Raw genomic sequence first — 13,606 nt, 5'->3', positions numbered from 1 at the left:
CGGTGGCGATGCCAGCCACGCCGGCATCGCCTGCAACAGTAACGGCTGACACACTCCTTGTGCCAGTGGCTCGATCAATTAAGGTGCAGTTCCACCCTGCGGTTTTGCGCGCGGCCGGCGTCGGTGTCGTTTTCGGCAATGGGCTGGCTCTCGCCGTGCCCCTGGCTGGTGACTTTCGACGGTGCCAGCCCCTGACTGATCAGGTACTCGGCAACGCTGCTCGCGCGCCGCTCGGAGAGTGCCTGGTTGTAGGCATCGGAGCCTTGGCTATCGGTGTGGCCGATGACCTTGACGCTGACCACATTGGCGCCATTGAGCTTGCTGCCCAGCGCCTGCAATTGTTGCTGGGCCGCACTGGTCAACTGCGCCGAATCAGAGGCAAACATCACGGCCCCCTGATCGCTGAGGGTGATGACCTGCGAGGTGGCTGCAGGCTCCGGCGCTTTCTGGCTCATCGGGTACTGCGGCGACGGGCAACCGGTATGGCTGACCGGGGTATTGGCCGGCGTGTCGGGGCAACGGTCACGACGATCGAACACCCCGTCTTCGTCTTCATCACCATCCTGGGCATAACAGATCAAACCGCCGGCAATCGCACCGGCAGCACCGGCGCCAGCTGCCCAGGCAGAACTTTCGATGGCGCCCAGGCCGCCACCGACCAGACCGCCAAGCAGACTGCAGATAGGCCAGGTCCTTTGATTGAGTGGGGCGCTGCCATCGCTGTGGGTCGCGCAACCGGAGAGCAGGCTTGCGGCCAGAAGGACCGGCAGTGTGGCCTTGGAGAGAACACTCATGAGAATTGCTCCTGTGTCACCGGCCTCTACCGGTCACACAGGAGTAAAGACCGGCCTGCAGTACTTCTCAAGCCGCAGGCCGCGGACCGCCGGCGTTTCAGCGCTCGATACGAATTTCCGTACGACGGTTCTGTGCCCGGCCCTCGGCGGTGGCATTGTCGGCAACCGGCTGGGTTTCACCCGCGCCCTGCACCGAGACGAAGCTGGCGCGTGGCACACCGCTCTCGATCAGGTACTCGGTGACCGAATGGGCACGGCGTTCCGAGAGTTTCTGGTTGTAGGTATCAGAGCCTTTGCTGTCGGTATGGCCGGTGACGCTCAAGCGAGCGTTCGCCGCTTCGCTTTTCAAGCGCGTGGCAATGGTATTGAGGCGCTCCTTGTCAGCAGCGGTCAGTTTGGCGGAGTCGAACTCGAAGTGAACATCGCGGATGACGATGACCTCTTCCTTGACCACGGCCACTTCTTCGACCACGGCCACGGGCTCTGGCGGACAACCGTTGGCATCGACCTGTACCCCACGCGGGGTACCCGGGCATTTGTCGCGGCTGTCCGGCACGCCATCACCGTCTTCGTCGCCATCGCCATGGGCCCAGCAATAGCCCGCCGCCATGCCTGCGCCGAGCAACGCGCCCCAGCCAGCCCAGCTGGAACTCTCGATGGCGCCCAGGGCTGCGCCGCCTACGCCCCCGACGGCAGCACACTTCGGCCAGTCGGTTTTTTGCAAACCTGCACAACCAGTCAACACGCTGGTTAGCAGAACCAGAGGTAATGCTGTGCGTACTATGCTCATTTTGTTGCATCTCCTAGGGGGAATCGGTGCAAAACCGATGCTCTGGGAGTAAAGACCGCCTCATTGATATCCGCCAGCAATAGGCCATGATGCGGCGCTGCGGCACTATGCCAAGGGACGCCAGACCGTTAATCTTGCCCGATCTGACCGAGGGTTCCCGATGATGGACGGTTTTTCCCAGCGCACCCCGCAACAGGCCCTTGCCGCCCTGCTCGATCGCTATGCGCCACAGCGGCTGCTATTGATAGGTGAGCGATTTCCGGCGCTGGAGGCGTTTGCCCAGGCCCATCCGCACGTGCAAATCGCCGTGGCCAGCCCCGGCCCGCTGCCTGGGGAGCTGGCGGCGCAACGCTTCGACCTGGCGCTGCTGGTCGATTGCCTGGAGCATCTGCCCAAACGTGACGGTCTGCAGTTGCTGGGGGGTATCCGTAACCTCAACGCCAGCCGCGTGGCGGTACTGGCCGACCTGAGCGCCTGCGGCTGGCAGGAAACCGACTTTTTCGCCCTGGCCCTGCAGGCCAGCGAAAAATTCCAACGGGATGCGCAGGTTCTAAACCTGTTCACCTATGATCTACGTGAATACAAACAGGTCCCGGACTGGCTCAATGCCAAGTTCTGGGCCAACCCGGAAAATTTTGGCAAGTACTGGTGGTGAAGCAATGAGTGTCTCGGTTTGTCCCTGCGGTAGCGGCGATCTGCTTGATACCTGTTGCGGGCATTATCACGCAGGGCTTCCCGCCCCCGACGCGCAGACCCTGATGCGTTCGCGCTACAGCGCCTACGTGCTGGGGCTGGTCGACTACCTGGTAGCCACCACCCTGCCGGCGCAGCAGGCCGGGCTCGATCGCGAAGCGATCAAGGCCTGGAGCCAGCAAAGCACCTGGCTGGGCCTTGAGGTGGAAAGCGCCGAGGTGTTCGGCGGCAAGCCTGAACATGCGTTCGTAACCTTCACCGCCCGCTGGCACGACAACGACGGTGAGCATTGCCATCGCGAACGCTCAGCCTTCGTACAGAACCAGGGCCGCTGGTATTTCATCGACCCCACTGTCAGCCTCAAGGCCACACGCAATGACCCCTGCCCGTGCAACAGCGGGCAGAAATTCAAGAAGTGCTGCTCCAGTTACCTGGGTAGCTGAGCCTGATGGCCCGCCTGTTGCTGATTGGCGCTCTGCTCCTGCAACTGGCGGGGTGCGCCAGCTGGCTGGACGCTGACTATCAGGACCCGCAGGTGCACCTGCTCAAGGTGGAACCGGTAAAGATGCGCCTGCTGCAACAGGAGTTCGTGCTCCATGTGCAGGTCGACAACCCCAACGACAGCCGTCTGTTCATCCGTTACCTGAGCTACAAGGTGCTGATCAACGACCTGGCGCTGACCGCAGGTGAAGCCAGCCTCTGGCGTAGCGTCGGCCCCCACGCGCGGCGCACCTTCAAGATCCCGGTGCGCACCAACCTCTGGCAGCAGGTCAAACCCCTGGCAAAACTGCTCAAAGGCAGCCAAGGTCCACTGCGCTATCGCCTGGAAGGTGAACTGAGCAGCGGATTATTCTTCGCCCGCGACCTGCACTTGTCGCGCAGTGGTGAGATAATTCCCGGCGATCTTATTCCGGAGTAACCCAAGATGACCCAGCAACCCCATGTCCATGGCCCTGACTGCAACCACGATCATGATCATCACGACCATGACCACGGCCATGTACACGGCCCGCACTGCAACCACGGCCACCAGGAGCCGGTGCGCAACGCCCTGAAGGACGTCGGCCGCAACGATCCGTGCCCATGCGGCAGCAGCAAGAAGTTCAAGAAGTGCCACGGGGCCTGATAGCGGCCTTGTAGCAGTGGCCGGTGCTTGTGCCCAGCACAGGCGCGGCCGCTAGCCCTCCCCGCAGGATCGACGCCTCGTCAACTGCTGAAAATAAAGGCAGCGCCCCGCTTGCATGGTGTGATCGCGCTCACTAACGTAGCGCCTTTTACCGCCACGCCCTGCAGGAGCCTGATCATGGCCGCGCCAGCCCTTCCCCCTTTTACCCCCCGGTTCGGCGTAGCCGCTGTGATGCTCGGGCTATTGAGCCTGAGCGGCTGCCAGATGGCCGGCCAGCGTGACAGCGTGCTGCCTGCTTCAGGCGTGCAGCCGCTCAAGGGCCTGGCGCAGAATGTTTCAGTGCGCCGCAACGCCATGGGCATGCCGCTGATCGAATCGAGCAACTTCCACGATGCGCTGTTCGCCCTGGGTTATGTCCACGCCGGCGACCGTATCGGGCAGATGGTCGGCATGCGCCTGCTGGCTCAAGGCCGCCTGGCGGAAATGGCCGGCGCCGATGTGCTGGAAGTCGACCGCCTGATGCGCGCGGCCAACCTCAAGGCCAGCGCCAACCAGCTGTATGCCGATGCCTCACCACGGCTCAAGCGTTTCTTCGAGGTGTATGCCCGCGGCGTCAACGCCTACCTGTTCCGCTACCGCGACAAGCTGCCGGCACCCTTGGCCCAGAGCGGCTACCGCCCGGAATACTGGAAGCCCGAGGACTCGGCGCTGATCTTCTGCCTGTACACCTTCAGCCAGTCGGTCAACCTGCAGGAAGAACTCGCCGCCTTGGGCCTGGCGCAGAAAGTCGGCACCGACAAACTGGCCTGGCTGTTGCCCAGCTATCCTGACGAGCCCCTGGCCCTGGCCGAAACCGACAAGCTCAAAGGCCTTAACCTGAACACCCAGCTCGCGGGCCTGGCGCCATTGACCGCGGCCAGCGAGCAACTGGCCGCGCTCAACCTGCTCGGCACGGCCGGCTCCAGCAACTGGGCGATTGCCCCGCAGCGCAGCCGCAGCGGCAAGAGCCTGATGGCCAGCGATACCCTCGGTGCCTGGGCCATGAGCCCGGTGCAGATCCGCTCGCCCAAGTACCAGGCCGCTGGCGTGTCGATTGCCGGCCTGCCGCTGGTGCTGTCCGGCTACAACGGCAAGCTGGCCTGGAGCGCCAGCGCGGTGATGGCCGACAACCAGGACCTGTTCCTGGAAAAACTGCGCAAGGAAGGCAACCGCTTGATGTACCAGGCCGACGGCAAATGGCTGCCGGCCCAGGCCCGCAACGAGACCTTCTTCATCAAGGGCCAGCGCCCGCTGCGTGAGACGCTGTACGACACCCGCCACGGCACCCTGCTCGGCCAGCCGCAGAATGCAAGCCTGGGCCTGGCCTTGCGCATGCCCGAGTTCAAGGGCGACCAGAGCCTGGACGCCTTCTTCAACCTGTCGCGGGCGCAGAATGTCGAGCACGCGTTCGACAACACCCGCGAGATCGGCGCCGCGGCGCTGAACTTCGTCTTTGCCGACGCCAGCAATATCGGCTGGCAAGTCAGCGGACGCTTCCCCAACCGCCGCGAAGGCCAGGGCCTGCTGCCGTCACCGGGCTGGGACGGACGCTACGACTGGGACGGTTACGCCGACCCGATGCTCCATCCCTACGACCAGGACCCACCCCAGGGCTGGCTTGGCAATGCCAACCAGCGCAGTGTGCCCAAAGGCTACGGCATGCAGCTGTCCAACAGCTGGTACTACCCCGAGCGCGCCGAGCGCCTGGCGCAACTGGCGGGCAATGGCAAACATGACAGCCGCAGCCTGATCCTGATGCAGAACGACCAGACCACGCTGTTTGCCGACAAGCTGAAAAAGATGTTCGAAGCGCCCGGCATGGCCCAGCCCCTGAAGCAGGCGATCGACGCCCTGCCCGCCGATCAGCGGACCAGGGCCCGTGAGGCTTACACCCGGCTGATGGCCTTTGACGGCCGGCTGAGCAGCACATCGGCAGATGCCGCCCTGTACGAGCTGTTCCTGCAGGAAAGCGCAAAACTGACCTTCCTCGACGAGCTGGGCCCCGAATCCAGCCTGACCTGGCAGGCGTTCGTCGGCAATGCCCGGTTGTCCTACTCGGCCCAGGCCGACCACCTGCTCGGTCGCGAAGACAGCCCGTTCTGGGACGATCAGAAAACCGCGCAAAAAGAAGACAAACCGACCATTCTTGCCCGCAGCCTGGCTGCGGCCGTCAGCGCCGGCGAAGCGCAACTGGGCAATGACCACCGCGCCTGGCAATGGGGCAAGCTGCACCAGTACCGCTGGCCGGTACCGACCTTCCACGGCCTGGGTGATACCGTCAGCCGCGGCCCGTTGGCCAGCGGTGGTGACCACAGTACCCTGAACCTGGCGCCCTACGCCTGGGGCAAGGACTTCAACGCGCAACTGGCACCGTCGCTGCGCATGGTGGTGGACTTCGGCCAGGTCGAACCGCTGCAACTGCAAAGCAGCAGCGGCCAGTCCGGCAACCCGGCCAGCCCGCACTTTGCCGACGGCCTGGATGCCTGGTTCAAAGGCCGCTACATGAGCCTGCCGGTGCAGCCGCAGAACTTCGACCGCGCCTATGGCAGCAAGCGCCTGACCCTGGTGCCGGGCAAGTAAACCCGGTACAACCACCCGCAGCCGGTGCAATGCCGGCTGCGCTGATCCATATCAACAGCCCCCGTCGCCAAATCCTTTACAACGAAACTGAGGCCGGTTTCGTTACCAGCCTCTGCCTGATGAACCATAAAAACGATTGCAGCCCTGCGCCCAGGGGACCACCCCACGCCAGGTGATTAAAGGAATAATGCAATGGCATCTGCCTTCTCCCGTCTGGCCCTGCTGGCCACGACCGTGTTGTCGTTCTGTGCACTCGCCAGTGAGCCGCCCCCGGCAGCGGCAGCCGACCCCGAACTGCTTGCCCGCGGCAAATACATCGCCCAACTGGGCGACTGCATCGCCTGCCACACCGCCCCGCAAGCACCGCAAATGGCCGGCGGCCTGCAACTGCAAACGCCCATGGGCACCATCTATTCGAGCAACATCACCCCCGACCCAGACACCGGTATCGGCCGCTACAGTTTTGAACAGTTCGACAAGGCCATGCGCGAAGGTGTTACCCCGGACGGTACCAACCTCTACCCGGCAATGCCCTACCCGTCCTACGCGAAAATGAGCGAAGAGGACATGCGCGCCCTTTACGCCTACCTGATGCACGGCGTGACGCCGATCAGCCAATCCAACCAGGAAGCGGACATGAGCTGGCCGTTCAATATGCGCTGGGGCTTGTCGTTGTGGAACTTCGCCTTCGTCGACACCCAGCCCTTCGAGCCCGACCCCAACAAGGATGAGGTGCTCAATCGTGGTGCTTACCTGGTGCAGGGCCTGGGTCATTGTGGTGCCTGCCACACCCCACGCGGCATCGCCTTCCAGGAAAAGGCCATGAGCGACGCCGGTCGCAGCGGCAAGCACTTCCTCGCCGGCGAAACCGTTGAGCACTGGCGCGCCCTGAGCCTGCGCAACCTGTGGACCGTCGACGACACCGTGCAACTGCTCAAGACCGGGCAGAACCGCTTCGCCACGGTGTCGGGCAACATGGCCGACGTGATCCATCACAGTACCCAGCACTTCAGTGATGGCGACCTGATCGCCATCGCCAGCTACCTGAAGTCCCTGCCGCCGGGCAAGGACGACCTGCCGATGCCGGACATCCCGCTGGCCGCCGCAGCACCGGATGACCTGTTCAGCAGCCGCGGTGGCCTGGGCTACACCCAGTTCTGCAGCGACTGTCACCGCCCCGACGGACGCGGGGTCAAGGGCCTGTTCCCGCCATTGGCCGGCAACCCGAGCATCGCCTCGGCCAATCCGACCTCCTTGCTGCACATCACCCTCACTGGCTGGGAGACCGCGCAGACCGCCACCCACTCACGGGTCTACACCATGCCGGGGTTTGCGCGCCTGGCCGATGAAGAAATCGCCGAGATCCTGAGTTTCGTGCGCAGCCGCTGGGGCAACAACAGCTCGCCGATTACTGCCAAGCAGGTGAAGACGCTACGTGAGCAGCTCAACCCGCAGACCACCGACTCGACGGCATTTGAAACCCCGCGCCTGGCCAACCTGCTGGCTGCTGCCAACGCCGACCAGGTCATCCGTGGCATGCGCCTGCACCTGCAAACCCGCGAGTTGCTGCCGAACAACGTCGGTAACGCGCTGAACTGCACCAGTTGCCACCTCAACGCCGGCACCGTGGCCGATGGCTCGCCGTTTGTCGGCGTCTCGGCATTCTTCCCCAGCTACGCACCACGGGCGGGCAAGGAAGTCACCCTCGAAGAGCGCATCAACGGCTGCTTCCGTCGTTCGATGAATGGTAAACCGCTACCGCCGCAATCAGCGGACATGCAGGCGATGGTGGCCTACTTCGACTGGATGAAGATGAACACCCTGCCAGGCGACAAAGTGGCCGGACGCGGGGTCGGCAAGATCGATACCGCGATCAAGCCGGACCTGGACAACGGCAAGCAGGTGTATGCCGAGCAATGCGCGGTGTGCCATGGCAGCAATGGCGAGGGCCTGGCCCGTGAAGACGGCAGCCTGGTGTACCCGCCGCTGTGGGGCGAGCAGTCGTTCAACATCGGCGCCGGCATGGCCCGCACCTATACCGCCGCCGCATTCGTCAAACGCAACATGCCGATTGGCTTCCACGAGAAGTTCCCATTGGGCCAGGGTGGCTTGAGTGATCAGGAGGCGGTGGATGTCGCGGCCTGGTTCTCGCAGCAACCACGGCCGGACTTCCCGGACAAGGTCAAGGATTGGCCTAACGGTGGCAAGCCGGTGGATGCGCGCTACTGAGGCTATTCAGGGCCGCGCTGCGGCCCATCGCTGGCAAGGCCAGCTCCCACAGAATGTGGGGGCCGGCTGGAATATGGTGTGAAACTTGCTATCACTGTGTTGTCTGGCATCGACCGGTAACGGCTTTGTGCCACCCCAACACTTTGCGAATCCAAGGACACACAATGAAAAAAGCATGGCTGACGCTTTCCGCACTCGCGTTGTGTCTGGCTGCGGGGAATACCCTGGCCAAGGAATACAAGGAGCTGCGCTTCGGCGTTGATCCGTCTTATGCACCGTTCGAATCGAAGGCCGCCGACGGTACCCTGGTGGGCTTCGACATCGACCTGGGCAATGCCATCTGCGCTGAGCTCAAGGTCAAGTGCAAGTGGGTGGAAAGCGACTTCGACGGCATGATTCCAGGGCTCAAGGCCAACAAATTCGACGGCGTTATCTCATCGATGACCGTTACCCCGGCGCGCGAGAAAGCCATCGATTTCTCCAATGAGCTGTTCTCCGGCCCCACCAGCCTGGTGTTCAAGAAAGGTTCCGGCCTGACCGCCGACCCGGCCTCGCTCAAGGGCAAGACCGTCGGCTACGAGCAGGGCACTATCCAGGAAGCCTACGCCAAAGCCGTGCTGGACAAGGCCGGGGTCAAGACCCAGGCCTACCAGAACCAGGACCAGGTCTATGCCGACCTGACCTCCGGGCGCCTGGATGCCTCGATCCAGGACATGCTCCAGGCTGAGCTGGGCTTCCTCAAGTCGCCCAAAGGCGCCGACTACGAAGTCAGCGAGCCGGTCGACAGCGAATTGCTGCCATCCAAGACCGCCATCGGTATCAAAAAAGGTAACACTGAGCTCAAGGCTCTCCTGGACAAAGGTATCAAAGCGTTACACGACGACGGCACCTATGCCCAAATCCAGAAAAAACACTTCGGTGACCTGAACCTCTACAGCGGCAAATAACCCATGTGGGAACCGGCCACGCCGGTTCCCACCTGTTCGCGTCTACTGGCATAGGTTCGGTTCATGTTCGAAGACCTGCTGCAATTTCTGGGGCTCTCGGCATTCAGCTTGAAGGGTTTCGGCCCCTTGCTGCTGCAGGGCACTTGGATGACCATCAAATTGTCCTTCATGTCGCTGCTGGTCAGCGTTGGCCTGGGCCTGCTCGGTGCCAGTGCCAAACTCTCGCCAGTGCGCCCGCTACGCCTGATCGCCCAGGCCTACACCACGCTGATTCGCGGCGTGCCCGACCTGGTACTGATGCTGCTGATTTTCTACAGCCTGCAAACCTGGCTGACCACCCTGACCGACACCATGGAATGGGAATACATCGAGATCGATCCATTCGCCGCCGGGGTCATCACCCTGGGCTTCATCTACGGCGCCTATTTCACCGAGACCTTCCGCGGCGCCATCCTCGCCGTGCCCCGCGGCCAGGTCGAAGCAGCCACCGCCTACGGGCTCAAACGCCTGCAACGTTTCCGCTTCGTGGTCTTTCCGCAGATGATGCGCTTCGCCCTGCCAGGCATCGGCAACAACTGGATGGTGATGCTCAAGGCCACCGCCCTGGTGTCGATCATCGGCCTGGCCGACCTGGTCAAGGCCGCCCAGGACGCCGGCAAGAGCAGCTACCAGCTGTTCTACTTCCTGGTGGTCGCCGCTTTCATCTATCTGTTGATCACCAGCGCCTCGAACGTCGCCCTGCGCTGGCTGGAGCGGCGCTATAACGTCGGTACCCGGGAGGCCATCCGATGATCGAGCTCTTGCAGGAATACTGGCGCGCCTTCCTCTACACCGACGGCACCCACATCACTGGCCTGGCCATGACCATGTGGCTGCTGACCGCATCGCTGGCCATCGGCTTCGTGGTGTCGATCCCGCTGTCGATTGCCCGGGTGTCGCCGCGCTTCTGGATTCGCTGGCCGGTCCAGTTCTACACCTACCTGTTTCGCGGCACGCCGTTGTATATCCAGTTGCTGATCTGCTACACGGGGATCTACAGCCTGGAAGCGGTGCGCACCCAACCGCTGCTCGACAGCTTTTTTCGCGACGCGATGAACTGCACCATCCTCGCCTTTGCCCTCAACACCTGCGCCTACACCACGGAGATTTTCGCCGGGGCGATCCGCAGCATGAACCATGGCGAAGTCGAGGCAGCCAAGGCCTATGGCCTGCGCGGCTGGAGACTTTATGCTTATATCATCATGCCGTCGGCGTTGCGCCGCTCGCTGCCCTACTACAGCAACGAAGTGATCCTGATGCTGCATTCCACCACAGTGGCCTTCACCGCCACCGTGCCGGACATCCTCAAGGTCGCCCGTGACGCCAACTCGGCCACGTTTCTGACCTTTCAGTCGTTCAGCATCGCTGCGGCCATCTACCTGTGCGTGACCTTCGCCCTGGTAGGCTTGTTCCGCCTCGCCGAACGTCGCTGGCTGGCTTTTCTAGGACCGACACACTAGGACTGATATGCATCACTCGACTCACGACATTCTGGCGCCGGTTCCAGGCATTGCCCGCCAGATCCACAGCTTCCACTTCGGCCCCCCGCAAGCCGGCAAGATCTACATTCAGGCCTCGCTGCACGCCGATGAACTGCCCGGCATGCTGGTGGCCTGGCACCTCAAGCAACGCCTGGCTGAGCTTGAGGACCAGGGCTTGCTGCGCCGCGAGATCGTGTTGGTGCCGATTGCCAACCCGGTGGGCCTGGAACAGGTGCTGATGGATGTACCACTGGGCCGTTATGAGCTGCAGAGCGGGGAAAACTTCAACCGCCACTTCGTCGACCTGAGCGACCAGGTCGGCGACCAGGTCGCCGATCACCTGAGCCAGGACCCGCAGCACAACGTCGCGCTGATTCGCGAAAGCCTGCGCCGCGCCCTGGACGCCCATGTCGCCCACACCCCGCTGCAATCCCAGCGCCTGACCCTGCAACGCCTGGCCTGCGATGCCGAGATGGTGCTCGACCTGCACTGCGATTTCGAGGCCGTGGCACACCTGTACACCACCCCGGAGGCCTGGCCACAGGTCGAGCCGTTGTCACGTTACCTGGGAGCCCAGGCCAGCCTGCTGGCCACCGACTCGGGCGGCCAGTCCTTCGATGAGTGCTTTACCCTGGTCTGGTGGCAATTGCAGCAGCGTTTCGCCAAGCAGTTCCCGATCCCCCAGGGCAGCTTCTCGGTGACCGTCGAATTGCGTGGCCAGGGCGATGTCAGCCATCCACTGGCGGAACAGGACTGCACAGCAATCCTCGATTACCTGACCCGCTACGGCGCCATTGAAGGCGAGCCCGCCGCCCTGCCCGCCCTGAGCTACCCGGCAACGCCGCTAGCCGGTGTGGAGCCTGTGGCAACGCCCCTGGGCGGCTTGCTGGTGTTTCACGCCAAACCGGGCCAGTACCTGCAAGCCAATGAGTTGATCGCTGAAATCATCGACCCGCTCAGCGACCGGGTAACCCCGGTGCGCAATACCCAGCCCGGCCTGCTCTATGCCCGCTCGCTGCGGCGCATGGCCACCGCTGGCATGGTCGTTGCCCATGTGGCAGGCAACCAGGCCTATCGCAGCGGCTACCTGTTGTCGCCTTGAACCCTTACCTTTAGAGCCTGCGCATGTACAAACTGACCATCGAAGACCTGCACAAACGCTACGGCGAGCATCACGTGCTCAAGGGCGTTTCGCTCAAGGCCAAGACCGGCGACGTGATCTGTCTGATCGGCGCCAGCGGCTCGGGCAAGAGTACCTTCCTGCGCTGCATCAACTTCCTCGAACAACCCAACGAGGGCAGCATGACCCTCGACGGCAAGCCGGTGCACATGACCCACGACCATCATGGCCTGCATGTCACCGACCCGGACGAGTTGCAGCGCCTGCGCACGCGCCTGGCCATGGTGTTCCAGCACTTCAACCTGTGGAGCCACCTGAGCGTACTCGACAACATCGCCATGGCGCCGCGGCGGGTACTGGGGGTGAGCAAGCATGAGGCCGAAGAACGCGCCCGCCGCTATCTGGACAAGGTTGGTCTGGCGCCGCGGGTGGCGGATCAGTTCCCGGCGTTCCTCTCCGGCGGCCAGCAGCAACGGGTAGCGATTGCCCGGGCGCTGGCCATGGAGCCGGAAGTCATGCTGTTCGACGAACCGACCTCGGCCCTCGACCCGGAGCTGGTCGGCGAAGTGCTGCGGGTGATTCAGGGCCTGGCCGAAGAAGGCCGGACCATGATCATGGTCACCCACGAAATGGCCTTCGCGCGCAAAGTGGCGAGCCAGGTGATGTTCCTTCACCAGGGCCTGGTGGAGGAACAAGGGCCGCCGGAAGAGGTGCTGGGCAATCCGAAGAGCGAGCGCTTGCGTCAGTTCCTGAGCGGCAACCTCAAGTAGGGTCAGGCGATCGGCTGTGGTGGCGGCTCGTCGGGCAAGGTCGGCTCGCCCGGCTCCATCGGCGGATGTTCACCCGGTTGCGGTGAATCGGGGGTGTCCGGGTCAGGCTGACCGGGCACGCCGCCCGCCTGCACGCTATGCGGGTGCGGATGGGCCAGCAACGACCAGGCCAGCACCCCAACGCTGTTGGGCTGCAGCACGGCCAGCTTGGCACTGATGGTCGGGTCGAGTTTCATGGGCTGCTCCTGGTTGACGTCCGCCAGGCGTGTTGCCGAGCGGAGCAGTTCAACTCATTGGAGTATGCCGGGGGCGAGGAATTCCCTCGCTTTGTCGCCTCAGGTGCGTGGCAAGGTAACGCCGCGCTGGCCCTGGTATTTGCCGCCACGATCCTTGTAGGACACTTCGCATTCTTCATCGGATTCGAGGAAGAGCATCTGCGCCACGCCTTCGTTGGCGTAGATCTTTGCCGGCAGCGTGGTGGTGTTGGAGAACTCCAGGGTCACGTGGCCTTCCCACTCCGGCTCAAGCGGGGTGACGTTGACGATGATGCCGCAGCGGGCGTAGGTGCTCTTGCCCAGGCAGATGGTCAGCACGTTACGCGGGATACGGAAGTATTCGACGGTGCGGGCCAGGGCGAAGGAGTTCGGCGGGATGATGCAGACGTCGCTCTTGACGTCGACAAAGCTGCCGGCATCGAAGTTTTTCGGATCGACGGTCGCCGAGTTGATGTTGGTGAACACCTTGAACTCGTCGGCGCAGCGCACGTCGTAGCCGTAGCTGGAGACGCCGAAGGAGATCAGCCGGTTGTCGCTCTCACCGCGCACCTGGCGCTCGACGAACGGCTCGATCATGCCGTGTTCCAGCGCCATGCGGCGAATCCACTTGTCCGATTTGATGCTCATGGCGGGGTGTCCTGAAATTGCGTGGTGAAAAAATTCTGTGCGGCATCTTACCGGGCCCGGCGCCGGGTTCAAAGTTCCATGCGACATCAACCGTCG

At 63.2% G+C, this 13,606-nt stretch carries 15 protein-coding genes; 11 read left to right on the top strand and 4 right to left on the bottom strand.

Translation table 11 applies throughout. The annotated features are described in order from the left end of the window. Nucleotides 1-74 precede the first annotated feature (74 nt). Entirely contained in the window at nucleotides 75-794 is a 720-nt protein-coding gene (locus NLX68_RS16265) for an OmpA family protein (RefSeq protein ID WP_254284800.1), read from the bottom strand. A 97-nt stretch (nucleotides 795-891) separates the two neighbouring features. Next, nucleotides 892-1,584 (bottom strand): OmpA family protein, encoded by a 693-nt coding sequence (locus NLX68_RS16260; protein ID WP_010221068.1) that lies wholly within the window; start codon nucleotides 1,582-1,584, stop codon nucleotides 892-894. Nucleotides 1,585-1,744: 160 nt separating this feature from the next. On the opposite strand from NLX68_RS16260, the gene NLX68_RS16255 reads away from it, so the two are divergent. The 11 genes from NLX68_RS16255 (at nucleotide 1,745) to NLX68_RS16205 (ending at nucleotide 12,608) form a co-directional block, all read left to right on the top strand. Continuing rightward, nucleotides 1,745-2,239 carry a DUF6231 family protein gene (locus NLX68_RS16255; protein WP_254284799.1) on the top strand — a complete coding sequence of 165 codons (495 nt, stop codon included), beginning with the start codon at nucleotides 1,745-1,747 and terminating at the stop codon, nucleotides 2,237-2,239. A gap of 4 nt (nucleotides 2,240-2,243) precedes the next feature. Then, nucleotides 2,244-2,720: a YchJ family protein gene (locus NLX68_RS16250; RefSeq protein WP_010221066.1), complete on the top strand. Its 477-nt coding sequence runs from the start codon at nucleotides 2,244-2,246 to the stop codon at nucleotides 2,718-2,720. A 5-nt stretch (nucleotides 2,721-2,725) separates the two neighbouring features. Further along, nucleotides 2,726-3,196, top strand: a complete 471-nt coding sequence (locus tag NLX68_RS16245) for an LEA type 2 family protein (RefSeq protein WP_254284798.1) — start codon at nucleotides 2,726-2,728, stop codon at nucleotides 3,194-3,196. A gap of 6 nt (nucleotides 3,197-3,202) precedes the next feature. After that, nucleotides 3,203-3,403 carry an SEC-C metal-binding domain-containing protein gene (locus NLX68_RS16240; protein ID WP_010221064.1) on the top strand — a complete coding sequence of 67 codons (201 nt, stop codon included), beginning with the start codon at nucleotides 3,203-3,205 and terminating at the stop codon, nucleotides 3,401-3,403. A 177-nt stretch (nucleotides 3,404-3,580) separates the two neighbouring features. Then, nucleotides 3,581-6,022, top strand: a complete 2,442-nt coding sequence (locus tag NLX68_RS16235) for a penicillin acylase family protein (protein WP_254284797.1) — start codon at nucleotides 3,581-3,583, stop codon at nucleotides 6,020-6,022. Between the two features lie 192 nt (nucleotides 6,023-6,214). After that, a complete protein-coding gene (locus tag NLX68_RS16230; protein ID WP_254284796.1) occupies nucleotides 6,215-8,251 on the top strand; it encodes a c-type cytochrome in 2,037 nt (678 codons plus the stop codon). Nucleotides 8,252-8,415: 164 nt separating this feature from the next. Continuing rightward, the gene (locus NLX68_RS16225) at nucleotides 8,416-9,198 is read left to right on the top strand and encodes a transporter substrate-binding domain-containing protein (protein WP_254284795.1); all 783 of its coding nucleotides are present in this window, start codon (nucleotides 8,416-8,418) and stop codon (nucleotides 9,196-9,198) included. A gap of 63 nt (nucleotides 9,199-9,261) precedes the next feature. Further along, nucleotides 9,262-9,990: an ABC transporter permease gene (locus NLX68_RS16220; protein WP_010221060.1), complete on the top strand. Its 729-nt coding sequence runs from the start codon at nucleotides 9,262-9,264 to the stop codon at nucleotides 9,988-9,990. Further along, complete coding sequence (locus NLX68_RS16215) at nucleotides 9,987-10,697, top strand: ABC transporter permease (protein WP_254284794.1); 711 nt, start codon at nucleotides 9,987-9,989, stop codon at nucleotides 10,695-10,697. The genes NLX68_RS16220 and NLX68_RS16215 overlap by 4 nt, the downstream gene beginning before the upstream one ends. A gap of 7 nt (nucleotides 10,698-10,704) precedes the next feature. Beyond that, the gene (locus NLX68_RS16210; RefSeq protein WP_254284793.1) at nucleotides 10,705-11,820 is read left to right on the top strand and encodes a succinylglutamate desuccinylase/aspartoacylase family protein; all 1,116 of its coding nucleotides are present in this window, start codon (nucleotides 10,705-10,707) and stop codon (nucleotides 11,818-11,820) included. 23 nt (nucleotides 11,821-11,843) lie between these two features. Then, the gene (locus tag NLX68_RS16205) at nucleotides 11,844-12,608 is read left to right on the top strand and encodes an ABC transporter ATP-binding protein (RefSeq protein WP_010221057.1); all 765 of its coding nucleotides are present in this window, start codon (nucleotides 11,844-11,846) and stop codon (nucleotides 12,606-12,608) included. Nucleotides 12,609-12,610: 2 nt separating this feature from the next. Here the strand turns inward: NLX68_RS16205 and NLX68_RS16200 are convergent, their stop codons facing one another. Then, nucleotides 12,611-12,844, bottom strand: coding sequence for a hypothetical protein (locus tag NLX68_RS16200; RefSeq protein ID WP_254284792.1), 234 nt, complete (start codon nucleotides 12,842-12,844; stop codon nucleotides 12,611-12,613). Between the two features lie 99 nt (nucleotides 12,845-12,943). Next, nucleotides 12,944-13,510: a dCTP deaminase gene (dcd, locus tag NLX68_RS16195; protein ID WP_010221055.1), complete on the bottom strand. Its 567-nt coding sequence runs from the start codon at nucleotides 13,508-13,510 to the stop codon at nucleotides 12,944-12,946. Between the last annotated feature and the right edge of the window lie 96 nt (nucleotides 13,511-13,606).

The organism is Pseudomonas sp. SBB6, assembly GCF_024213215.1.
In the GTDB taxonomy this organism is placed as follows: domain Bacteria; phylum Pseudomonadota; class Gammaproteobacteria; order Pseudomonadales; family Pseudomonadaceae; genus Aquipseudomonas; species Aquipseudomonas donghuensis.
This window is presented reverse-complemented; position numbering and strand designations above follow the sequence as displayed.

Excerpts from the sequence above, each read along its gene's own strand:
- NLX68_RS16260 (WP_010221068.1), bottom strand. The coding sequence starts at position 1,584 with ATGAGCATAGTACGCACAGCATTACCTCTGGTTCTGCTAACCAGCGTG.
- NLX68_RS16250 (WP_010221066.1), top strand. The coding sequence starts at position 2,244 with ATGAGTGTCTCGGTTTGTCCCTGCGGTAGCGGCGATCTGCTTGATACC.
- NLX68_RS16230 (WP_254284796.1), top strand. The coding sequence starts at position 6,215 with ATGGCATCTGCCTTCTCCCGTCTGGCCCTGCTGGCCACGACCGTGTTG.
- NLX68_RS16235 (WP_254284797.1), top strand. The coding sequence starts at position 3,581 with ATGGCCGCGCCAGCCCTTCCCCCTTTTACCCCCCGGTTCGGCGTAGCC.
- NLX68_RS16245 (WP_254284798.1), top strand. The coding sequence starts at position 2,726 with ATGGCCCGCCTGTTGCTGATTGGCGCTCTGCTCCTGCAACTGGCGGGG.
- dcd (WP_010221055.1), bottom strand. The coding sequence starts at position 13,510 with ATGAGCATCAAATCGGACAAGTGGATTCGCCGCATGGCGCTGGAACAC.
- NLX68_RS16240 (WP_010221064.1), top strand. The coding sequence starts at position 3,203 with ATGACCCAGCAACCCCATGTCCATGGCCCTGACTGCAACCACGATCAT.
- NLX68_RS16265 (WP_254284800.1), bottom strand. The coding sequence starts at position 794 with ATGAGTGTTCTCTCCAAGGCCACACTGCCGGTCCTTCTGGCCGCAAGC.
- NLX68_RS16225 (WP_254284795.1), top strand. The coding sequence starts at position 8,416 with ATGAAAAAAGCATGGCTGACGCTTTCCGCACTCGCGTTGTGTCTGGCT.
- NLX68_RS16215 (WP_254284794.1), top strand. The coding sequence starts at position 9,987 with ATGATCGAGCTCTTGCAGGAATACTGGCGCGCCTTCCTCTACACCGAC.
- NLX68_RS16220 (WP_010221060.1), top strand. The coding sequence starts at position 9,262 with ATGTTCGAAGACCTGCTGCAATTTCTGGGGCTCTCGGCATTCAGCTTG.
- NLX68_RS16205 (WP_010221057.1), top strand. The coding sequence starts at position 11,844 with ATGTACAAACTGACCATCGAAGACCTGCACAAACGCTACGGCGAGCAT.
- NLX68_RS16255 (WP_254284799.1), top strand. The coding sequence starts at position 1,745 with ATGATGGACGGTTTTTCCCAGCGCACCCCGCAACAGGCCCTTGCCGCC.
- NLX68_RS16210 (WP_254284793.1), top strand. The coding sequence starts at position 10,705 with ATGCATCACTCGACTCACGACATTCTGGCGCCGGTTCCAGGCATTGCC.
- NLX68_RS16200 (WP_254284792.1), bottom strand. The coding sequence starts at position 12,844 with ATGAAACTCGACCCGACCATCAGTGCCAAGCTGGCCGTGCTGCAGCCC.